Below are 21,257 nucleotides of genomic sequence, written 5' to 3' on the forward strand. Positions count from 1 at the left end.
CCACCGATGTCCGCCGAACGTCTGCCGCACGAAAAAGGGTTCCATGTCAGCTGGGACCAGATCCACCGCGACGCAAGGGCGCTGGCCTGGCGGCTGGACGGCAAGGGGCCGGAAGAAGGCGGGTCCTGGCGGGCGGTCGTGGCGATCACCCGCGGTGGCCTCGTCCCGGCGATGATCGTGGCGCGCGAGCTTGACATCCGGGTGATCGACACGATCAGCGTAAAGTCCTACCACTCTGGCGGCGGCCAGGCAGACCAGCGGCGCGAGGCGCGGGTGCTGAAGGCCCCCGATGCGGCGCTGATGGGCGATGGTGCAGGGATTCTGGTGGTTGATGATCTGGTGGACAGCGGCAAGACGCTGGAACTGATCCGCAGCCTTTACCCCAAGGCGCATTGCGCCACGGTCTACGCCAAGCCGCATGGCAAGCCCCAGGTCGACAGCTACATCACCGAGGTCAGCCAGGACACCTGGATCTTCTTCCCCTGGGATATGGCGCTGCAATACGTCCAGCCGATGCGCGGGACGGACTGACGCTCTTCGTCGCATTTCATGCGCTTATCGCTTGGGCGCTCCCCTTACGACGAGAAGCGAAGCGCACGAGGAGTGCCTCATGACCCTTCCCCTGAACCCTGCCTTCGCCGCGACCGAACCGCCCCCGGTGATGGAGGCGCGGCGCTGGCTGAACGGTGTCACCTTCCCGGCCGACCGTCCGCTGATTAACGTCAGCCAGGCCGCCCCGGTCGAAAGCCCGCCGCTCGGCCTCCGCCAGGCCCTTGCCGACGCCGCGCTGAACGACCCCGCCGCGCATCTTTATGGCCCGGTCCTCGGGCTTCCCGCCCTGCGCGCCGAGATCGCGGCGCAATTCTCGGCGGCCTACGGCGGCCAGATAGGTGCTGAAGAGGTGGCGATCACGCAAGGTTGCAACCAGGCTTTCACCGCTGTCATGGCGACCCTCGCCGGGGCAGGGGACGAGGTGATCCTGCCGACGCCGTGGTACTTCAACCACAAGATGTGGCTCGACATGACCGGTGTGACCGCCGTGCCGCTGGATACCGGGCCGACGCTGATCCCCGACGCAGAGGCCGCCGCGGCGCTGATCACGCCCCGCACGCGCGCCATCGTCCTTGTCACGCCGAACAATCCCGGCGGCGTCGAATACCCGGCCGAAACCGTCGCCGCCTTCCGCGACCTTGCCCGCTCCCGAGGCCTCGCGCTCATCATCGACGAGACCTACCGCGACTTCGACAGCCGCCATTCGATCGAGCTTGGCGGCCGTCCGCACGACCTTTTCGCGGATCCCGACTGGCAGGACACCGTCATCCAGCTCTACAGCTTTTCCAAGGCCTACCGTCTGACCGGCCACCGCGTCGGGTCCATCGTCGCCGGCACCGCGCGGCTGGCCGAGGTCGAGAAATTCCTCGACACAGTGGCGATCTGCCCGTCGCAGCTGGGCCAGATCGGCGCGCTCTGGGGGATGCGGAACCTTTCGCAATGGGTCGCGGGCGAACGGGATGAAATCCTCGCCCGCCGCCGCGCGATGACCGAAGGCTTCAAGGCGCTGAAGGGCTGGAAGCTTCTGGGCTGCGGCGCCTATTTCGCCTATGTCGAACACCCCTTCGACATGGCCTCGGACAGGCTGTGCAAGCGGCTCGTCAGCGAGGCCTCGCTTCTGATGCTTCCCGGAACCATGTTCCAGCCCGAAGGCAGCCACGCAGGCCAGCAGCAGATCCGCATCGCCTTTGCCAATGTCGATGCCGCCGGCATCGCGGAAATGTTTCGTCGTCTGGCCGCTTTCCGGCCCTGAAACCCGTTTACGGTCTCGCTTCCGGTCTTGCCCCGCTGTCGGGCAGACACTATTCACCAGATCGGCAACAACCCATAGGCAGGCTGATGGCGAAGACCCCCGAGACGGACGCAAAGCGCCCGAAGAACGTGGTGAAGGAAACCGCGGTCTGGGTCATGATGGGGATGCTGATCCTGGGCCTAGGCGGCTTCGGCGTCACCAATTTCGGTGGCGGGGTCAGCACCGTCGGCACCGTGGGCGATGTCGAGATCACCGCCGACGATTATGCCCGTGCCTTCCAGTCGCAGGTCAGCGCCTTTTCGCAGCAGGTCGGCCAGCCGATCTCGTCGCAGGAAGCGCTGGCCTTCGGGCTTGACCGTCAGGTCCTGCAAAGCCTCGTGACACAGGCTGCACTGGACAATGAAGCTGCGCGGGTCGGCATATCCGTGGGCGACGAGGTGGTTGCAGCCGAGATAACCAATCTCGACGCCTTCAAGGGCATCTCCGGTACCTTCGACCGCGAGGCCTACCGCTTCGCCCTGGACCGCACGAACCAGACCGAGGCCGAATTTGAATCCGGCCTGCGCCGGGACATCACCCGTTCGCTCTTGCAGGGCATGGTTGCGGGCGGATTTGCTGCCCCTGATACGCTGACCGAAACGCTGTACGCCTGGATCGCCGAACGCCGCGGCTTCTCGATGATCCGGCTGGGCGAGGCGGATCTTGTCACGCCGGTCCCTGATCCGACCGAGGACGAGCTGAAGGCGTTCCACAGCGACAACATCGACCGCTTCACCGCGCCCGAAGCGAAGCGCATCACCTATGCGGCGCTGCTGCCCGAGGCCATCGCCGCCGATCAGCCGGTCGACGACGCGGTCCTGCGCGACCTTTACCAGTCCCGGATCGACGAATTCGTGATCCCCGAACGCCGGATCGTGGAACGGCTTGTCTATCCTGACCAGGTCGCCGCCGATGCCGCGCGGGCTGAGCTGGACGCGGGCACCACCTTCGAAGACCTCGTCGCCGCGCGTGGACTGACGCTGGATGCAATCGACCTCGGCGATGTCACGCGCGAGGATCTGGGCGCTGCGGCTGACACCGTGTTCGCAGGGGCCGAAGGCGACGTGATCGGCCCGGTCGCATCGGACCTCGGTCCTGCGCTCTACCGCGTGGTCACCGCCCTCGACGGCGAGGAGACCAGCTTCGAAGACGCCCGCGCGACCCTGGCCATCGAGATCCAGACCGATGCCGCGCGCCGCGCGATCTCGGACAAGGTGGAACTGGTCGACGATCTGCTGGCCGGCGGGGCCACACTCGAAGACCTTGCGAAAGAGGCGGGCATGACGCTTGGTACCGTCGACCACGTCGTCGGCCAGCAGGGCAGCGCCGCCATCGAAGGCTATCCGGCCTTCCGCGAGGCCGCCGATGCCGTCCTTGCCGATGACTTCCCGCAGGCGATCTTGCTTGAGGACGGGGGGCTTGTCGCGCTCCGTCTTGACGAAATCGTGCCCGCCGCACCCATCCCGTTCGAAGAGGCGCGCGAGGCGGTCGATGCCGGCTGGCGGGCTGATGCGCTGGCCAAGGCACTCTCAGCCCGGGCGATCGAGATCAAGGCCGCGATCGAGGGCGGGGCCGCCATCGGCAGCTTCGGCATCGTGGATGTGACCCCCGAAATAGCCCGCGACGGCTTTGTCTCCGGTGCGCCCGAGACGTTGCTGCCCTCCGTCTTTTCTATGTCCGAGGGGGATGTGCAGGTGATCGAGGCCGAGGGCTTCATCGCGGTCGTTCAGCTTGACCGCATCCAGCCCGCCGAAACCGAAGGCGAGGATGCCGAGGCCCTGCGCGAGGCGATCGCGACCCAGGCCCGCCAGGCGATCACCGCCGATGCCTTTGCCGCCTTTACCGCAGCCCTCAGCGCCGAGGCCGGGATCACCCTGGACCAGACCGTGATCAACGCGGTCAACACGAGCCTGCCCTGATGCAGCTTTCGCCAGACTTCGCCGCCTTCGAGGCGGCCTGGAACCGTGGTGAGAACCAGATCGTCTGGGCCCGCCTTGCAGCCGATCTCGACACGCCGGTCAGCCTGATGCTGAAGCTTGGCGATGCCCGGGCCGATACCTTCATGCTGGAATCAGTGACCGGCGGCGAGGTGCGCGGGCGCTACTCCATCGTCGGGATGAAACCCGACCTCATCTGGCGCTGCCGCGGCACGGAAAGCGAGATCAACCGTGAGGCGCGCTTTGATGCCGGGGCGTTCCGGCCGCTGGAAGGTCACCCGCTCGACACGCTGCGCGCGCTGATCGCGGAATGCCGGATCACCATGCCCGAAGGTCTGCCCGCCGTGTCTGCGGGGCTCTTCGGCTATCTCGGCTATGACATGATCCGGCTGGTGGAACACCTCCCGGACGTGAACCCCGACCCTCTCGGCGTTCCTGATGCGGTTCTGATGCGCCCGTCGGTGATCGCGGTCCTCGACGGCGTCAAGGGCGACGTCACCCTTGTTGCGCCCGCCTGGGTGGCCTCGGGGCTGACCGCCCGCGCCGCCTATGCCCAGGCGGCCGAACGGGTGATGGACGCGCTCCGCGACCTCGACCGCGCGCCCTCGGCGGCCCGTGACCTGGGCGAGGTCGCCCCGGTCGGCGCGCCGAAATCCAACTTCACGCATGCGGGCTACAAGGCCGCGGTCGAAAAGGCGAAGGAATACATCCGCGCCGGCGACATCTTCCAGGTCGTGCCCAGCCAGCGCTGGGCGCAGCGCTTCGAACTCCCGCCCTTCGCCCTCTACCGCAGCTTGCGCCGGACCAACCCGTCGCCCTTCATGTTCTTCTTCAACTTCGGCGGCTTCCAGGTCGTCGGTGCCAGCCCCGAAATCCTCGTCCGCCTGCGCGATGGCGAGGTGACGGTCCGCCCCATCGCCGGCACCCGCAAGCGCGGTGCGACGCCGGACGAGGACAAGGCGCTCGAGGCGGACCTGCTGGCCGATCCCAAGGAACGGGCCGAGCACCTGATGCTCCTCGACCTCGGCCGCAATGACGTGGGCCGGGTGACCAAGGTCGGCACCGTGCGCCCGACCGAACAGTTCATCATCGAACGCTACAGCCACGTGATGCACATCGTCAGTAACGTGGTGGGCGAGATTGCCGACGGCGAGGACGCGCTCTCTGCGCTGCTTGCAGGCCTGCCGGCCGGGACCGTCTCCGGCGCACCCAAGGTCCGGGCGATGGAGATCATCGACGAACTTGAACCCGAAAAGCGCGGGATCTACGGCGGCGGCGTCGGCTACTTCGCGGCGAGTGGCGAGATGGACTTCTGCATTGCGCTGCGGACGGCGGTCCTGAAGGACGAAACCCTGTACATCCAGGCCGGGGGCGGGGTGGTCTATGACAGTGACCCCGAGGCTGAGTATCAGGAAACCGTCAACAAATCCAACGCCCTGCGCCGCGCGGCCGAGGACGCGGGCCTCTTCGTCCGACAGGGCAACCGCTAGGAGTCCTTCTGCGAAGGATCAGAAGCAGGCCGCAGCCCGATCCTTCGCAGAAGGATCGTGACCTGTCTCCGGCCCCGCTATTCGACCGTCATCACCGCTGTCACCGGCCCCAGCGCGACCGTGGCGGCCTTGCCTTCGACGGTCCATTCCAGAAGCGCCGCGACCGTTTCAGGCGTGGCGGTGCCCGCAACGGCGGCACGGCCGTCCTGCCCGGCCTTGAAGACCGCCCGGTCCAGAACCCTGCGGATCGCCGTGCTGCCCGTCCCCGCCTGGTCAAGATCGCGGAAGAGAACCGCAGCCGGTACATCGTCGCGCCGGGCAACCTGGTCGGCAGCGTTCAGACCCCGGTCCCAGGTCAGGAGGCCCCGGCCCTGCGCGCCGACGACGGGAACAACCACGCTTGCAACCGGACGCCGGTCCTGGAACTGCGGCTCGGCCAGGTCCATCACCGCCACCGCTTCGGGCAGCCCCTGCGCCATCGACTGGAAGGCGACCTCGATGTCTGATGGCTGGGCGCCCTCGGCGATGCCGGTGGCGAGCATCACCACCTCCTTGCCCGCCGCCCGGTAGATCGCCGCACGCTCGGGCGTGGCGGGGTCCATCGGGTCAAGCGCAAAGCTGACCGGGAAGGGCAGGGCGGCCAGACCCGCGCGGTCCAGACCGGCGGTGCCGGGGTCAATCAGCACAAGGGCGAGAACCGGCTTCTGGTCGGGGTTCTCGAAGTCCGCGGCAAACGCCGTGATGGGCAATTCCGGCGCTCCTGTCCCGGCTCCGGGAAGGGCTTCGGCAGCCTCGGTCTCGCCCGTCGCCGGGGCCGCCTCGGCCGGCGCGTCACCGATCCGGGGGAGGCGACCGACAATCACGCCCTCGGCAGTGTCGCCAAGGCTCGGCGTCGGCGTGAAGGTCGAGTCGGACGTGTCCGGCGCGGCATCCTCGGCAAGCTGGCCCGCCTCCGGCTCTCCGGCTTCCCCTTCGGGCATGACCGGCTCGTCCGCATCCGGCGTCATCCCCTCGACCTGGGGCAAGGGTTCGTCCGCCGGCAGCCCGGGCTGCGGTGCGGACGGCGCCTCCGTCGCAGGTGCTGCGTCCTGGGGGGCCTCGGCGGGAGAGGCCTCGGGCACCGGCGTCGGTTCAGGTGCCGCCTCCGCAAGCTCCAACTCCGGCGCGGACTCCTCGACTGTTGCCGGCGCAGGCTCAGTGGCCTCGGCAATCACGGGGGGCGCCTCCGCCGCAACGTCCGGAGCGGCATTCGCATCCGCCGCCGGCGGCTCCAGTGCGGCCGGCGCCTCGGGCGGTGTCGCCGCTTCGGCAAGAACGGGCGTCTCGGGAGTGACCTCTGCCGCAGGCGCAGTCGCTGCTGGTGCCTCGGGGAGCTCCGCCTCTTTCGTTGCCGGCTCTGGCGCCGGGTCCAGCTCGGCGGTTGCTTCCGGGCTGGCCCCGGCCTCAGCAGCTACCGCGGCATCAGCTTCCGCAGCCGCGTCGGAAGAGGGTTCGTCTACTGTAGCAGACTGCGCGTCCGGTGCCGTTGCTTCCACCGCCCTCGGCGCGGGAGCGGCTTCTGGGGCGGCTTCGGGTTCGGGCGCGGCTTGGGGGGCAGGCGCAGGTTCGGCAGCTGCCTGTGGCGCGGCTTCGGCCTCCGGAACGGCAGGCTTAGGCGCAGGCTCGGGTGCAGGCGTCGCGGCCGGTTCTGCTGCGGCCTCGGGCTCAGGCGCGGGCGCAGGAGCGGGCTCGGGGGTCGGCGCAGGCGCAGGTTCGGGCGCGGGTTCTGGTGCAGGTTCAGGCGCGGGTTCTGGCGCTGGGGCTGGCCCTGCCTCCGGCTCCGCAGCCGGTTGCGGTGCCTCGGGCGCATTGGCGACCTCGACGGGCGCGACCGCCCTTTCAACCGGGATCACCATCGACCCGACGACAAAGGCACCCGTAACCAGCACCGCACCGGAGAGCACGCCGTATAAGAACCTGCCGTTCACTGCCGCCTCCGCGTTCTTTTCTTGCACGGCTGGCGCAAGGGCGCTCTCGCCGCCGCCTTGCCCGATTGATCCCTCGGGCCGAGGCACTCTGTCCCAACGCAAACGAGTATAGCGCGCGGCAGGGCTGCCATCACCCCCAATTCATCGCATGAGTCAACAAGTTGCCGGTCAGTGTTCCCGTTGCCATAGGGCAAGCCCGGCGCTGCGGACCGGACGGCATGGCTCAAGCGCCCGTCTGGCTGAACCTGGGACCACGTTCCGGGCGTGCCTGCCGTTCACCATGATGAACGGAAGATGAATGGCATCTTTGCGGCGTGTTTAACTCCGGTAGTGCAATCTTGACGAGAATCGTGGCTTGGACGGAATCCCATGTGTCGTCCTGATGGGGAATGCAAGATGCCTCGAGTTGGATTTGATCAAGCAAGGCTGTTGTTGACGGCAGAGTTCCTGACACGGGATGCGTTGCACAGCTTGTTGCCTTCGCCCCAGGGCCAGAAGACCGGCAGGAAGTGGGAACACCGTTTCGAACCGGTCGAGGATCTGGTGATATCGCTCGATTCGCACGCAGCGGCAGCAGTCGCGGTCTGATCCGCGGCGCCTCCGCAAGCAGGCAAAGCCAGGGGCCGTCCTTCCGCGGGGCGGCCTTTTGCGTGGCCTGACTGTCTTCAATCGGAAAGAGGCGGCGGAACATCCGCCGCCCCGACCCCTTCCGCCAGCGGTCAAAGGCCCAGGAGTTTCTTCACCGCCGCTTCGACATCGTCGGTCACCGGCTTGTTTGCCGCAGCTTCCAGGAGCGAGCGCTCGAGGTCCGGCTGGTTCTCCACCAGTTCTTCCAACTCGGCGATCCTAGCGCTCAGGGTTTCGTACTCTTCGGCGGCAGCCAGTTCGGCCTTCAGTGCCGTCACTGTGCCCTCGGCCACCACCACCGCTTCGCGGGCGAGTACAAGCTCGGCTTCGATCTGCGCGGGATCTCCGACGCCGTCACGGAGGTCCTGCTCAAGCTTGGTCACCGTTGCCCTGGCTTCCGCAGCGACAAGCTCTGCGGCATCAACCTCATTCTGGATCTCCGCGCTGCTGCTGTCCGGCGGTGTCAGGTCATCCAGCTCGGCCTGCTTGTCCTCAAGCTCTTCCGCCAGCGCCTCCCCTTCCAGGACAGCCGCCTTGTAGGCCGCGATCCTGCCGACGCGCGAGTTGGGCGAGGCATTCGCCAGTGCGTTCGGCGACGCATGGGCCGCGTTCAGGGCGCCAAGTTCGGAAGGGCTCAGTCCCAGTTCCTCGGCCGGGGGCTTCTTCTTGGTCTTTTTCGCCTTCTCGGATTTCACCGCCTTGGTGGCGGCCTTCTCGCTCTTGGACTTGGTCGAGCTCTCGGCTTTCTCCGACTTGGCGCTGTTGCCGTTACCCCCGCCGCCGTTGCCGCCGCCCCCGTTGCCCCCACCGTTGCCGCCGCCGCCCCCGTTGCCCCCGCCGCCGTTGCCGCCGCCGTTGCCGCCACCGTTCCCCTTGCCGTTGTCGGCATATGCCGGAAGCGGAAGGGCGGTCGACAGCACGAGCGCCGCCGAACCAGCCAGAGCCAGCGATAGCGAGCAGGCCCGCAGGACTTTCACCGTTGTGTCTTTCATGGTCAGCCTCGTTGCAATGCAGCCGGACAAGCCGCATGGTTTCGTCAGATCAGCGGCGTTTCCCGCGGAACCGCGAGCCCCGCTGCCGGATGCCGAAACAGTAAACAACAGATGGGTTTAACTCAGCGGGAACCACCTATTCATCTTGGGTTCACCTCGCAGGTGATAGACAAAAGGCATGATACCCAGAGCCTCCATTCTGCTCTCCGCCCTTCTGGTCCTTGCGGGCTCAATGGCCGGGGCGACGGTCCGCGAAATCGGCGCATCGGAATTGCGCCGAATGGTCGGTTCGGGCGAGACGCTCAGTCTGAAGTCGGTCGTCGCCTCGGTTGCCGCGTCGACAGGGGCCGAGCCGATCGAGGCGCGCGCTTTCGACGTTGAGGGGATCTATTACCGCATCGTCCTGAAGCGGCCCGACGGCTCGCTTATCAGTGTCATCATCGACGCCGGAAGCGGCCAGCAGGTGAAGTCGAACTCTGCGGTCGGCAAGCAGGTCAGAGAGGCCGCCACCTCTTCGGAAGGCACGTCGAACCGGGGCAAGAGCGCGACGGCCGGCGAAAAGGCGAAAGGCAGTGCCGGCGCCGACAAGAAATCCGGGGGCAACGGCAATTCCGGCGGCAATGGCAAGGGGGGCGGCAACGGAAACAGCGGCGGTGGCGGCAGCAACGGCAATGGTGGCGGCAACGGTGGCGGCAACGGCGGTGGCGGTAATGGCGGTGGCGGCGGAAAGGGATGAAATCCGCCGCAAAGAATGTCAGTGTTAGGCAAACGTGGAACTGACATGCGCATCCTGCTTGCCGAAGACGAACCGGTCCTCTGCGACCAGATCAGGAAACTTCTTGCCGCCGAAGGCCGGATCGTCGACGTCGTGCATGACGGCGAAGAGGCCGGTTTCCTTGGGGCCACCGAACCCTATGACATGATCATCCTAGACATCGGCTTGCCGATCCGGGACGGCACGTCGATCCTCAAGGAATGGCGCAGCAAAGGTATCGACACGCCGGTTCTCATCCTGACGGCGCGGGACGGGTGGTCCGACCGGGTGGACGGGCTTGATGCAGGTGCCGACGATTACATGACCAAACCGTTCCATCTCCAGGAACTTGCCGCCCGCGTCCGCGCGACGCTGCGGCGCAGATCCGGACGGACAAGCCCGATTTTCGAGCGCAATGGCGTCGTCTTCGACACACGCTCGGGCCGGGTCACGGTGGCCGGGATGCCGGTTGACCTGACCGGGCAGGAAGTCGCGGTCCTGTCCTACCTTGTGCACAATACCGGCCGCATGGTTTCGCGTACGGAACTGTCGGAACATATCTACAGCTATGACAACGACCGCGATTCAAATACGATTGCCGTCTTCATCAACCGGCTGCGGAACAAGTTGGGCCCTGACCTGATCCAGACGATGCGCGGTCGGGGATACACCATCGACCCCTCCTGATGCCGTCCCTCCGCAAGCGAGCCTGGATCAGCGGCGGCCTGTCGGCCCTGGCGGCGGTGACGGTCGGAACGCTACTGCTCTACTCCTACCTTGACCGCAGGACACAAGAGCGTTTCGACCGCGCGCTGGCGGACCGGCACACGCAGATCGTCGTGGCGCTCAGCAATGTCGCTGACGACCCGGACCGGCTGGGCGAGCTGATCTTCGATCCCGCCTTCAACATGGCCGCCTCCGGCCGCTACTGGCAGGTTGTCGGACCGGACGGGGGAATCTACACCTCGGGTTCGCTGTTCGACGGAACGCTTCCGCCTTTGCCGCAGGGCGGTGATCTGACCATCAGCGACGCCATCAGCGCGGATGGCGAAAGACTGCGCATCGCTCAGCAGCTCATCACCCTCGAGGATGGCAGTGCCTGGACCGTGGCCGTTGCCGAAAGCCTCGCCGGGCTGGACGCGGACCGCGCCGAGACCCGCCGCAGTCTCGTTCTGGCTTTCGCCCTCGTCGCGGCCATGGGCCTTGCGGGAACGCTTTTCCAGACGGCCGTGATCCTGAGACCGCTGGAAAGGCTTCGCAAGGATGTGACGCGCCGGTGGGAACAGGACGAGGTCCTGAATGCGGACGACTATCCCGAAGAGGTCGCCCCCCTTGTCGTCGACATCAACATCCTTCTGCAGCGCAACCGCGACATTGTCGGCCGGTCACGTCGTCAGGCGGCCGACCTCGCCCATGCGCTGAAGACCCCGAGCGCCATCCTGCGCAACGAGCTGTCGCAGTTGTCAGAGGACGGCCACGACATCCAGAGGGCCCAAGACGCGCTTGACCGGCTGGACGCACAACTCGCCCGATCGCTTGCGCGGATCCGCATGTCGAACACCGGGGAATCCAGTTATTCGCGGACTGATCTCACCGCGACGGTGTCCCGTTTTGCCCGTTCCTTCGGCAAGCTGGCCGAGCGCGACGGATTGCAGATCAGCCTGCGCTGCGACCCCGATCTCATCGTCCGCATGGATCCGCAGGATCTGGAAGAGGTCATCGGCAACCTTCTCGACAACGCACTGAAGTGGTGCCGCAAGCAGGTGCTGCTTTCGGCTCGTCGCCTGCCGGACGGGATCGAACTCATGATCGAGGATGACGGGCCCGGCATCCGGACCGAAGATCGCGAGGCAGCCGTCGAGGCCGGAAGACGGCTGGACACATCGAAACCCGGGACCGGACTTGGCCTGTCGATCGCAACCGATCTGGCGGCAGCCTATGGCGGGCGTCTGGAACTCGGCGTCGGGCCCAAGCTCGGCGGCCTTCTGGTCACCATCGTGCTGCCCCGCCTGCCGGAAGCGCCTGCTGCCGGCTCCGGCGCCTGATCCCGCAGCGGCGCATTTCGTCGGTGCGCAGCGGGGACACCGCGCATGGCCTGCGGCAGGGAAGCCACCCGTCGCCAGCCGCCGGGCAGGACAAGGCGCAAAGGTCGACCGAACGGATGGAGGCGGGTACCGGAATCGAACCGGTCTACACGGATTTGCAATCCGCTGCGTAACCTCTCCGCCAACCCGCCGGAAGAGTGAAGCGGGGATAACGGATCGGCCGGGGGGCCGCAAGGGCCTCGTGTGGGGTCAGTAGCCCGTCATCTCCAGATAGCCGCGCCCCGCATGGCTGCCCATGATGCTGACGGGGCCTTCCCAGTAGGGCACGCTGGTGGTCATCCAGGCGTTCGGGTTCAGGGCCGAAAGCGTCACGTCAAGGCCGCGTTCGGGCAGGGTCAGTCGCCAGCCGACCGGCACCTCGCGCCCGGCAACGCTGGCGAACTCCAGGGGTTCGGCCTGCAATTCGCCCGGTGCCAGCGGCGCGGGCGTCCCGTCTGCCGCGATCCAGGTGCCCGATGTGAACCCCGGCCCCCTGTCGCGCAGCACGAAGCCCATCAGCTTTTCGCCCGTGTTGAACGACAGCGAAAACCAGTCCCAGCCCGTCTGGTCGGGTGCCAGCGGCTGGGACGACCACTCGCGGTCCAGCCAGGCCTGTCCGGTCACCTCGACCGGGCCGCCGGGCAGCTCAAGCGTCCCGGTCAACTGGTAGAAGGGCTGCGAATAGTAGTGGCTTGCCTGGCCGCTTTCGGACTTGACCGAATACCCCGCCTCTCCCTGCAGAACGAGCGGCCCTTCGGCCTCAAGCCACATCTCGTAGCCGAAGTTCGCCCCGTGCGCCGTGAGGCGCAGCGCCGACAGGGGATCGCTGCCGTCCGGGGCCAGCGAAAGCATCTCCCAGTCGTCGATCCAGGCGCGGAAGGGCGCGCCGGTGCCCTCGGGACCGGACAGTTCCACCCCCGCCTGCCCGGTGCCACCGCGGGCAAGACGCTCGGCGACGAAATGCTCGGCTTCCGTCGTGACAGCGGCATGTCCCATCCAGAGCTGCGGGCTCTTCCAGCCTTCGGCCTCGCCAGGGGCCATCGCCGTGCGGAAAAGCGTCCATTGCAGGCCATAGGGCGTTCCGTCCGGCCCTTCGAGGTTCGCCGTCAGATACCACCACTCGATGCGGAACTCGGGATGCGCACCGTGGTCTTCCGGGAAGGTCAGGACCGTCTCGCGCGAGGGCAGGGCAAAGCCGTCTGCCGGGGCGCCCATGTCGGCAAAACCCTGTGGCAGGGCTGGAGTGGCAAGCGAGGCCAGCAGCGTGGCCAGTCCCGCGATCCAACGCCGCGTGCGCCCGCCCCGCATCTTTAGAAGGTCAGCGTTCATTGGCAAAGACCCGCAACAACTCGGCCGGCTGCCGCCGCATCAGCCGCAGGGCCGGAACCAGGCCTGCCAGGAGCGCCGCGGCCAGCGCCGCCAGGAACAGCGTCAGCCAGTCCGCCGGAAAGACCTGCATCGGCAGCCGCCAGCCGAAGGCGGCCACATTGACCACCGCCAGAAGCACCCAGGCCAGCGCCAGACCAAGGGGCAGCGCGGCAATCGCCGTCAGGATTGCCAGCACCACCGTCCGCCCCAGATCAAGGCCCGCAAGCCGCCCTTGCGTCAGTCCCGTCGCCCAGACCGGGGCCAGCTGCGGCAGGCGGCGGTCGGCGAGCGTCAGAAGGCTGGTGAGGATCGCGATGGCGGCCACCCCCAGGGTCAGCACGTTCAGCGCCCCGGTGACGGCGAAGGTTCGCTCGAAGATCTGCAGGGAAAAGGCCTTGATCCCCGCCTGGTCGATCAGGGCCCCCTCGGGCAAGGCAAACTCCCTTCGCAGCGCGGTCGCAACCTCGTCCACCCGGTCCGCCGGCAGCCGCAGGGCAAGGCGTGTCACCTCCACCCCGGGGAACCGCGCCATCAGGCTGTCAAAGCTGATAATCGCCTGTGGCGATGGGTTGCCGTAGTCGGAGTAGACTCCGACCACCGACAGCGCCCCGCCCGGTAGATCGATCTCGCTCCCAAGGTCCAGCTCCGCGCGGCGGAAAAGCTGCTCATTGACCAGCACGCCTTCGCCCGCAGCGATGCGGTCCCAGACATCGGGGAGGGCGGCGAGCAGCGGCCAGTAATCGCGGTAGGTCGCGTGGTCGGCAACCCCGTAGATCTCGCCCGGCTGCCCCAGAAGCCCGGTCTCGGCGGCGGCGATGGGCAGGATCGCGTCGACCCTCGGCTCCAGCCAGTCGCGGATCGCCTCGGCCTCGGCCGGGCTCTCGGCGGTCAGGTAAAGCTCGGAGGCCAGCCGCTGGTCCAGCCAGCCGGTGAAGGTCGCGCGGAAGCTCGCCACCATCGTCCCCACGCCCACGTTCGCGGCAAGGGCAAGCAGCAGCGCCATCATCGCCAGCGAAAGGCCGGGCAGCTGAAGTCGGGCATCGGCCCAGAACCACTGTGACACGACACCCGCCGCCCGCGCCTCGCCCATCCTCAGCCCCGCCGCCAGTACCAGCGGCAGCAGAAGCGCCGCCCCAAGCAAGAGGCCGGCCAACCCCGCGAACCCGGCCCAAAGCCCGTCCCCCAGTGCCAAAGCCAGCCCCGCCCCGGCCAGAAGGGCCACTCCCGCCACTGCCTGCCAAAGCCTGGCTCTGGCCGCCGTCCTTGCCCAGGCCTGCGGTGCCGCAGATGCCAGCGGCGGCAGCCGCAGAAGCTGCCAGATGCCCTGCGCCCCCGCCGCCAGCGTGCCCCCCACGGCCATCGCGAGACCCGCCAGCGCCCAGCCGGGCCGCAACTCCAGCGTCCCCGGCACCGCCGCACCGTAAAGCCCGCCCAGCGTCGCCGCCACATCCGGCAGAAGCGCCGCAGCAAGGACATATCCCAGCCCAACCCCGACCAGCCCCGCAACCAGCGCCAGCGTCACCAGTTCCGCCATGACCAGGACGGCCAGCAATCGCCCCGGAACCCCCAGCGCCCGCAGCGTCCGCATCGCGCCGCGGCGGCTTTCGAAGGCAAGCCCGATCGCGGCATGGACGATGAAGATGCCCACCGCAAAGGCCAGCACACCGAAGGCGGTCAGGTTCAGGTGGAAGCTGTCGGTCAACCGCGCCAGCCCGTCATCCGCCGCCGGGGCGCGCAGGGTCAGCCCCTCCGGCACCGGCCCCGGGATCGGACGCGCCGGATCAAGGAGCAGCGCCGAGATCTGGCCCGGCCGGTCCAGCAGCCGCTCTGCCAGCCCGATGTCGACCAGAAGCGTCATCGGCGGCAGGTCCGGGGCTGGGCTGGTCGCCATGCCTTCAAGGGACCCCACGACCTCCGCCCGCGCCAGCGTTTCCGGCGCGCCAAGGGCCAGCTCACCCCGCAGGAACGCGCCCAGATCTCCTGCCCCCACAGCCGGAGCTCCCGGTGTCGCAGCCGCCTCGGGCAGGGTCAGAGGCTCGATACCAAGGATCCGCAGCCTCGCCTCCGTTCGCCCCTCCAGGACCGGCGAGACCGGCCACCCCGCCTGCCGCAGCGCCGCGAAGTCGGCCAGCGTCAGGCCTTTCCCCGCCGCAGGCACCAAACGGTCCAGACGGTCCTGCCCCAGCGTCGCCGCCGCCCGGGCATAGGCCGCGCGCGCTTCGGCATTGATCGCCTGCACCCCGGACCAAAGTGCGGTGGCCAGCGCGAGGCCCAGGACCAGCATCGCCAGCTGCAACGGATGCCGCCGCCAATGCGACAGAAGGGCGGTGAGGACCGTGCCGATCATGCCTGCACCCGCCCGCCCGCCAGGTGCAGCCGCCGGTCCAGCCGCGCCGCCAGCCGCCCGGAATGGGTGACCATCAACAGCGCCGCTCCCGTCTCGGCCACGAGGCCCAGCATCAGGTCCAGGACCGCATCGCCCGTGGCCTCATCAAGGTTCCCCGTCGGCTCATCCGCAAGGATCAGGTCGGGCCGCACCGCCAGCGCCCGGCCGATCGCCACGCGCTGCTGCTGGCCGCCGGAAAGCTCTTCGGGATAACGGTGCAGCAGCGCCGCCAGCCCCAGCGTCGCCGCCAGGTGGTCGCACCAGCCCGCGTCATGCCGCCCCGCCAGTCGCGCCTGGAACGCAAGGTTCGCCCCCGCCGTCAGCGAGGGGATCAGGTTGAACTGCTGGAAGACCAGCCCGATCCGATCGCGCCGCAGCCGCGCACGCCCCGCATCGTCCAGGCTTTCCACCGCCACGCCGCCAATTTCGACCCGCCCGCTGTCGGGCCGGTCCAGCCCCGCGATCAGGTGCAGAAGCGTCGACTTCCCGCTGCCGGATTCCCCCGTCAACGCCAGGCTTTCGCCGGCCGCAAGCGACAGGCTGACATCGGCCAGCACCGCGACCCGCCCCTCGGCCGAGGCATAGGACTTTGAAACCCCGCTGACGTTCAGAACCACTGTCGACCTGCTCACCTTTTTCTGCGTTGATCATCTAGCGCCGGTCCGGCAGTCTCAACCCGCAATCGATGTCGCAGCCAGCGGTTCTGGACCTATCGGGCCCTAGGCTCTGGACATAAGCCAGAGACCCGGTTTCGCCGATACTGCAAGGTGACATTTTCCAAGAAGGACAGCCCATGGAAGACTATGCAGGCATGAACGACATCGGCGCCGTGGTCGAGGCCGACCGCGCCCATGTCTGGCACCACCTCTCCCAGCACAAGCAGTACGAAACCGTAGATCCCCGCGTGATCGTCGAAGGCAAGGGGATGCGCGTCTGGGATGCCAAGGGCAAGGAACATATCGACGCCGTCTCGGGCGGCGTCTGGACCGTGAACGTGGGCTATGGCCGCGAAAGCATCGCCAACGCCGTCCGCGACCAGCTGATCAAGATGAACTATTTCGCCGGCGCCGCCGGGTCGATCCCCGGCTCGATGTTCGCCAAGCGCCTGATCGAGAAGATGCCAGGCATGACCCGCGTCTATTACTCGAACTCGGGGTCCGAAGCGAACGAGAAGGTCTACAAGATGGTCCGCCAGATCGCCCATCGGCATCACGGCGGCAAGAAGTGGAAGATCCTCTACCGCGACCGCGACTACCACGGCACCACCATCGCCGCGCTTGCCTCCGCAGGCCAGGACCAGCGCGCGATGCAGTACGGGCCCTTCCCCGACGGCTTCGTTCGCGTCCCGCATTGCCTTGAATATCGCAAGCAGTGGGACGTGGAAAACTACGGCCAGCGCGCTGCTGACGCGATCGAGGAAGTGATCCTGCGCGAAGGCCCCGACACCGTCGGCTGCCTGATCCTGGAACCCGTCACCGCCGGCGGCGGCGTGATCGTCCCGCCCCAAGGCTACTGGGACCGCGTCCAGGAAATCTGCAAGAAATACAACATCCTCCTCGCGATCGACGAGGTCGTCTGCGGGGTGGGGCGCACCGGCACCTGGTTCGGCTACCAGCACTACGGGATCAAGCCGGACTTCGTGACCATGGCCAAGGGCGTCGCCTCCGGTTACGCCGCGATCTCCTGCACCGTGACCACCGAAGCCGTCTTCGAAATGTTCAAGGACGACCCCTCGGACCCGATGAGCTACTTCCGCGACATCTCCACCTTCGGTGGCTGCACCTCCGGCCCGGCGGCGGCGCTTGAGAACATGGCGATCATCGAACGCGAAGGCCTTCTCGCCAACACCGTGGCGATGGGCGACTATTGCCTTGGGAACCTCGCCGCGCTGATGGACAAGCACAAGGTCATCGGCGACGTCCGTGGCAAGGGCCTCTTCCTCGGGGCCGAGCTGGTTGCGGACCGTTCGACCAAAGAGCCGGTGGACGAGAAGAAGGTCCAGGCCGTCGTCGCCGACTGCATGGCGCAGGGGGTGATCATCGGGGCGACGAACCGTTCGCTGCCGGGGCTGAACAACACCCTGTGCCTATCGCCTGCGCTGATCGCGACGAAGGACGATATCGACGAGATCACCACGGCAATCGACGGCGCACTGACCCGGGTGTTCGGGTAAGGACTGAAGTCCGTTGCGGGCAAGGAGGGTGTCCGGAAACGGGCACTCTTTTTCGTGACCGGCGTCAAGGCGCTCTTGCACCGCCGTGCAGGCGCTGCTTTCGGCGACGGGATCGGTGCGCTGTAGCGCAGGCTGCTCCGCAGCGTTGGGCGCGATACAGCGCACCGTCCTCTGCGATTCCCCTACATGGTTAACACTTTCCCATCTCCACGCGCGTAGAGACGGAAGGAAGACGCATGGAAGACGGAACGAAGACGGCAAAATCGTCTTGACTCAAGGCGTTAAGCGACCGCTCATCTGGACTCATGCCTGCGATCCCCGTCGAAGCCTTCTACCTCACTCCAGGAGCCACCGGATCGCTGCAACAGCAGATCCGGACCATGGTCACGCAAGGTATCCTCGGCGGCCGTTTCCGGCCCGGTAGCCGGATGCCCTCGTCGCGCGGCCTTGCCGAACACCTCGGGGTCAGCCGGATCACCGTCACGCTGGCTTATGCTGATCTTGTCTCATCGGATTACCTCACCTCGTCGGGCCGGTCGGGCTATTTCGTCTCGGACACTGCCCCCTTGGCACCAGAATTCCCGCAATCCGAACCCCGCGCAGAGGCCATAGATTTCAAGGGCTTGACCGGCGGTCGCTTCACCCTGACCCCGCGCGTCGAACGGCCGGAGGATTGGGATCGCTACCCATATCCCTTTATCTACGGCCAGGCCGACCCCACGCTTTTCGACCATCAGAACTGGCGGCAATGCGCGTTGCGCGCGCTTGGCAAGCGCGACTTCGCGGCGCTGACGACCGACTACTACGAACGCGACGATCCCCTTTTGATTCAAGAGCTTCTCCGCACCATCCTTCCCCGTCGGGGCATCGCCGCGCGGGAAGATGAGGTTCTGCTCACTCTGGGCGCGCAGAACGCACTTTGGATCGCGGCCACCACGCTTCTGGGCCCCGGCCGCCGGGCCGTGGTCGAAAACCCCGGCTACCCGGCCTGGCGCGCCATCGTCGCAGCCACCGGCGCCACCGCCATCCCGGTTGACGTCGATGCCCAGGGCCTTCCCCCGCAAGTGCTTGACGCAGATGTGGTTTTCACCACCCCCTCGCACCAGTGCCCGACCAATGCCACCATGCCCGTCGACCGCCGCGTTGCCCTGTTGGAGGCTGCGGAGGCGCAAGGCGCGATCATCATCGAGGATGACTACGAATTCGAGATGTCCTTCCTGAAGCCCGTCGCCCCGGCGCTGAAATCGCTCGACCGGAACGGCAGGGTGATCTACGCCGGCAGCTTCTCGAAATCGGTCTTTCCCGGCCTCCGCCTCGGCTATCTCGTCGGCCCGCCCGGTTTCATCGCCGAGGCACGTGCGTTGCGGGGCCTGATGCTGAAGCATCCCCCCGGCCATATCCAGCGGACGATGGCCTATTTCCTGGGCCTCGGCCACTACGACGCCCTCGTCAACCGGATGAAGAACGCCTACCGCCGACGCCGCCAGCTGATGTCCGAGGCCATCGCTGCAGAAAGGCTGACCGTGGCAGGGCAGGGCGGTTTCGGCGGTTCCAGCTTCTGGATGCGCGCGCCGGACGGCGTCGACACTGAGCATCTGGCTCTATCCCTGCGGCAAGAGGGCGTCCTCATCGAACCCGGCCGCGCCTTCTTTGCCGGCGACGGCCCGCGGAACTTCTACCGCCTCGCCTATTCCTCCATCGCCCCGCAGAAGATCGCCGAAGGCATCCAGCGGATCGCCAAGGCTCTGGCGATAGCGGGCCGCTGAAACTGGCCCTAAGCTTGGACTCATCGCGGCGCTAATGTGCCACGCAAACCAGGGAGACGCGCCATGAAGATGACGACCGAAGAAGCCTTCGTGAAAGTCCTGCAGATGCACGGCATCGAACACGCCTTCGGGATCATCGGGTCCGCCTTCATGCCGATCTCCGACCTCTTTCCCAAGGCCGGCATCACCTTCTGGGACTGCGCCCATGAAGGGTCTGGCGGCATGATGGCCGATGGGTTCACCCGCGCTTCGGGCAAGATGTCGATGATGATCGCCCAGAACGGGCCGGGCATCACCAACTTCGTCACGGCGGTCAAAACCGCATACTGGAATCACACGCCCTTACTTCTGGTTACCCCCCAGGCCGCCAACAAGACCATCGGGATGGGCGGCTTCCAGGAAGTGGAGCAGATGGCACTTTTCAAGGACATGGTCTGCTACCAGGAGGAGGTCCGCGATCCCGGCCGCGTGGCCGAGGTGCTCAATCGCGTCATCCTGCAGGCGAAACGCCAGTCGGCCCCGGCGCAGATCAACATGCCGCGGGACTACTTCACCCATGTCATTGATATTGCACTGCCCGCAGTGGTGGAGTTCGAGCGCCCCTCGGGCGGCGAGGAGGCAATCGCTCAGGCGGCGCAGCTTCTGTCCAGCGCCAAGTTCCCGGTGATCCTGAACGGCGCGGGCGTGGTGATCGGCGGCGCGATCCCGGCCTCGATGGCCTTGGCGGAACGCCTGACCGCCCCGGTCTGCGTGGGCTACCAGCACAACGATGCCTTTCCGGGAAGCCACCCGCTGTTCGCGGGGCCGCTCGGCTACAACGGGTCAAAGGCGGGGATGGAGCTGATCGCTCAGGCCGACGTCGTGCTGGCACTGGGCACGCGGCTCAACCCGTTCTCGACCCTGCCGGGCTACGGGATCGACTACTGGCCGAAGGCGGCCAAGGTGATCCAGGTCGACATCAACCCTAACCGGATTGGCCTCACGAAGCCCGTGACGGTGGGCATCGTCGGTGACGCGAAGAAGGTGGCCGAGGCGATCCTGGCGCGGCTGTCGAAGACTGCCGGCGATACAGGGCGGGCCGAGCGGAAGGCGCTGATCGCGCAGAAGAAATCGGCCTGGGCGCAGGAGCTGTCCTCGATGGACCACGAACAGGACGATCCCGGCACCACCTGGAACGAACGGGCGCGCAACGCGAAGCCCGACTGGATGAGCCCCCGAATGGCCTGGCGCGCGATCCAGGCGGCACTGCCGAAAGAGGCGATCATCTCGTCCGACATCGGCAACAACTGCGCCATCGGCAACGCTTACCCTTCGTTCGAGGCTGGGCGGAAATACCTCGCCCCGGGTCTCTTCGGCCCCTGCGGCTATGGCTTGCCGTCGATCATCGGCGCCAAGATCGGCTGCCCGGACACGCCCGTGGTGGGCTTTGCCGGGGATGGCGCCTTCGGGATCGCGGTGACCGAACTGACAGCCATCGGTCGCAAGGAATGGCCGGCGATCACCATGGTCGTTTTCCGCAACTACCAGTGGGGGGCGGAGAAGCGGAACTCGACGCTTTGGTATGACGACAACTTTGTGGGGACCGAGCTGGATACCGACGTGAGCTACGCCGGGATTGCCAAGGCCTGCGGGTTGCAGGGCGTGCAGGCCCGGACGATGGAGGAACTGACGGCGGCGCTGCGGAAGGCCATCGACGACCAGATGAACCACGGCAAGACCACGCTGATCGAGGCGCTGATCAACCAGGAACTGGGCGAGCCCTTCCGCCGTGACGCGATGAAGAAGCCGGTCGAGGTGGCAGGGATTTCCAAAGCCGACATGCGGCCGCAGGTGGTTGGGTGAAACACGGGTTTTCTGCGAAAGCCCGGGG

At 67.0% G+C, this 21,257-nt stretch carries 15 protein-coding genes and 1 tRNA gene; 10 read left to right on the forward strand and 6 right to left on the reverse strand.

Annotated features, from left to right (window positions below):
* Window positions 1-6: 6 nt before the first annotated feature.
* From gpt to trpE, 4 genes are all read left to right on the forward strand, one after another.
* On the forward strand, window positions 7-531 hold the full coding sequence (gpt, locus tag AC2D9V_RS12510; RefSeq protein WP_484714395.1) for a xanthine phosphoribosyltransferase: 525 nt from the start codon (window positions 7-9) through the stop codon (window positions 529-531).
* A gap of 79 nt (window positions 532-610) precedes the next feature.
* On the forward strand, window positions 611-1,804 hold the full coding sequence (locus tag AC2D9V_RS12515; protein ID WP_484714396.1) for an aminotransferase: 1,194 nt from the start codon (window positions 611-613) through the stop codon (window positions 1,802-1,804).
* 86 nt (window positions 1,805-1,890) lie between these two features.
* Window positions 1,891-3,762 (forward strand): peptidylprolyl isomerase, encoded by a 1,872-nt coding sequence (locus AC2D9V_RS12520; protein ID WP_484714397.1) that lies wholly within the window; start codon window positions 1,891-1,893, stop codon window positions 3,760-3,762.
* Window positions 3,762-5,270: an anthranilate synthase component I gene (gene trpE / locus AC2D9V_RS12525; protein WP_484714398.1), complete on the forward strand. Its 1,509-nt coding sequence runs from the start codon at window positions 3,762-3,764 to the stop codon at window positions 5,268-5,270. Before AC2D9V_RS12520 ends, trpE begins: the two co-directional genes overlap by 1 nt.
* A 77-nt stretch (window positions 5,271-5,347) precedes the next feature.
* Here trpE and AC2D9V_RS12530 read toward each other — a convergent pair whose 3' ends face one another.
* The gene (locus AC2D9V_RS12530) at window positions 5,348-7,237 is read right to left on the reverse strand and encodes a divergent polysaccharide deacetylase family protein (RefSeq protein WP_484714399.1); all 1,890 of its coding nucleotides are present in this window, start codon (window positions 7,235-7,237) and stop codon (window positions 5,348-5,350) included.
* 719 nt (window positions 7,238-7,956) lie between these two features.
* On the reverse strand, window positions 7,957-8,856 hold the full coding sequence (locus AC2D9V_RS12535) for a hypothetical protein (RefSeq protein WP_484714400.1): 900 nt from the start codon (window positions 8,854-8,856) through the stop codon (window positions 7,957-7,959).
* A gap of 232 nt (window positions 8,857-9,088) precedes the next feature.
* Here AC2D9V_RS12535 and AC2D9V_RS12540 point away from each other — a divergent pair, with 232 nt between their 5' ends.
* From AC2D9V_RS12540 to AC2D9V_RS12550, 3 genes are read left to right on the forward strand one after another with little or no spacing between them, the layout of a single operon-like run.
* Window positions 9,089-9,592 carry a PepSY domain-containing protein gene (locus AC2D9V_RS12540; protein WP_484714401.1) on the forward strand — a complete coding sequence of 168 codons (504 nt, stop codon included), beginning with the start codon at window positions 9,089-9,091 and terminating at the stop codon, window positions 9,590-9,592.
* Between the two features lie 45 nt (window positions 9,593-9,637).
* Window positions 9,638-10,297 carry a response regulator transcription factor gene (locus AC2D9V_RS12545; protein WP_484714402.1) on the forward strand — a complete coding sequence of 220 codons (660 nt, stop codon included), beginning with the start codon at window positions 9,638-9,640 and terminating at the stop codon, window positions 10,295-10,297.
* Window positions 10,297-11,655 (forward strand): sensor histidine kinase, encoded by a 1,359-nt coding sequence (locus AC2D9V_RS12550; protein WP_484714403.1) that lies wholly within the window; start codon window positions 10,297-10,299, stop codon window positions 11,653-11,655. The genes AC2D9V_RS12545 and AC2D9V_RS12550 overlap by 1 nt, the downstream gene beginning before the upstream one ends.
* 117 nt (window positions 11,656-11,772) lie before the next feature.
* Here the strand turns inward: AC2D9V_RS12550 and AC2D9V_RS12555 are convergent.
* From AC2D9V_RS12555 to AC2D9V_RS12570, 4 genes are all read right to left on the reverse strand, one after another.
* Window positions 11,773-11,846: transfer RNA gene (locus AC2D9V_RS12555), tRNA-Cys, on the reverse strand.
* 58 nt (window positions 11,847-11,904) lie between these two features.
* Window positions 11,905-13,023, reverse strand: a complete 1,119-nt coding sequence (locus AC2D9V_RS12560) for a lipocalin-like domain-containing protein (protein ID WP_484714404.1) — start codon at window positions 13,021-13,023, stop codon at window positions 11,905-11,907.
* Window positions 13,013-15,409 (reverse strand): ABC transporter permease, encoded by a 2,397-nt coding sequence (locus AC2D9V_RS12565; RefSeq protein ID WP_484714405.1) that lies wholly within the window; start codon window positions 15,407-15,409, stop codon window positions 13,013-13,015. Before AC2D9V_RS12565 ends, AC2D9V_RS12560 begins: the two co-directional genes overlap by 11 nt.
* The gene (locus AC2D9V_RS12570) at window positions 15,406-16,080 is read right to left on the reverse strand and encodes an ABC transporter ATP-binding protein (protein ID WP_484714406.1); all 675 of its coding nucleotides are present in this window, start codon (window positions 16,078-16,080) and stop codon (window positions 15,406-15,408) included. Before AC2D9V_RS12570 ends, AC2D9V_RS12565 begins: the two co-directional genes overlap by 4 nt.
* A gap of 161 nt (window positions 16,081-16,241) precedes the next feature.
* On the opposite strand from AC2D9V_RS12570, the gene tpa reads away from it, so the two are divergent.
* The 3 genes from tpa to xsc all read left to right on the forward strand — a co-directional run bounded on the left by tpa (window position 16,242) and on the right by xsc (window position 21,229).
* Window positions 16,242-17,621, forward strand: coding sequence for a hypotaurine--pyruvate aminotransferase Tpa (tpa, locus tag AC2D9V_RS12575; RefSeq protein WP_484714407.1), 1,380 nt, complete (start codon window positions 16,242-16,244; stop codon window positions 17,619-17,621).
* Between the two features lie 305 nt (window positions 17,622-17,926).
* Window positions 17,927-19,387 (forward strand): MocR-like pyridoxine biosynthesis transcription factor PdxR, encoded by a 1,461-nt coding sequence (gene pdxR, locus AC2D9V_RS12580; protein WP_484714408.1) that lies wholly within the window; start codon window positions 17,927-17,929, stop codon window positions 19,385-19,387.
* Between the two features lie 63 nt (window positions 19,388-19,450).
* Complete coding sequence (gene xsc / locus AC2D9V_RS12585; protein ID WP_484714409.1) at window positions 19,451-21,229, forward strand: sulfoacetaldehyde acetyltransferase; 1,779 nt, start codon at window positions 19,451-19,453, stop codon at window positions 21,227-21,229.
* The last annotated feature ends 28 nt before the right edge of the window (window positions 21,230-21,257 follow it).

This window comes from Tabrizicola sp. T46, from assembly GCF_057219895.1.

Coding starts and splice junctions, on each gene's coding strand:
- trpE (WP_484714398.1), top strand. CDS start 3,762: ATGCAGCTTTCGCCAGACTTCGCCGCCTTCGAGGCGGCCTGGAACCGT.
- AC2D9V_RS12560 (WP_484714404.1), bottom strand. CDS start 13,023: ATGAACGCTGACCTTCTAAAGATGCGGGGCGGGCGCACGCGGCGTTGG.
- AC2D9V_RS12565 (WP_484714405.1), bottom strand. CDS start 15,409: ATGATCGGCACGGTCCTCACCGCCCTTCTGTCGCATTGGCGGCGGCAT.
- pdxR (WP_484714408.1), top strand. CDS start 17,927: ATGCCTGCGATCCCCGTCGAAGCCTTCTACCTCACTCCAGGAGCCACC.
- AC2D9V_RS12545 (WP_484714402.1), top strand. CDS start 9,638: ATGCGCATCCTGCTTGCCGAAGACGAACCGGTCCTCTGCGACCAGATC.
- AC2D9V_RS12515 (WP_484714396.1), top strand. CDS start 611: ATGACCCTTCCCCTGAACCCTGCCTTCGCCGCGACCGAACCGCCCCCG.
- AC2D9V_RS12550 (WP_484714403.1), top strand. CDS start 10,297: ATGCCGTCCCTCCGCAAGCGAGCCTGGATCAGCGGCGGCCTGTCGGCC.
- AC2D9V_RS12540 (WP_484714401.1), top strand. CDS start 9,089: ATGGCCGGGGCGACGGTCCGCGAAATCGGCGCATCGGAATTGCGCCGA.
- tpa (WP_484714407.1), top strand. CDS start 16,242: ATGGAAGACTATGCAGGCATGAACGACATCGGCGCCGTGGTCGAGGCC.
- xsc (WP_484714409.1), top strand. CDS start 19,451: ATGAAGATGACGACCGAAGAAGCCTTCGTGAAAGTCCTGCAGATGCAC.
- AC2D9V_RS12520 (WP_484714397.1), top strand. CDS start 1,891: ATGGCGAAGACCCCCGAGACGGACGCAAAGCGCCCGAAGAACGTGGTG.
- AC2D9V_RS12535 (WP_484714400.1), bottom strand. CDS start 8,856: ATGAAAGACACAACGGTGAAAGTCCTGCGGGCCTGCTCGCTATCGCTG.
- gpt (WP_484714395.1), top strand. CDS start 7: ATGTCCGCCGAACGTCTGCCGCACGAAAAAGGGTTCCATGTCAGCTGG.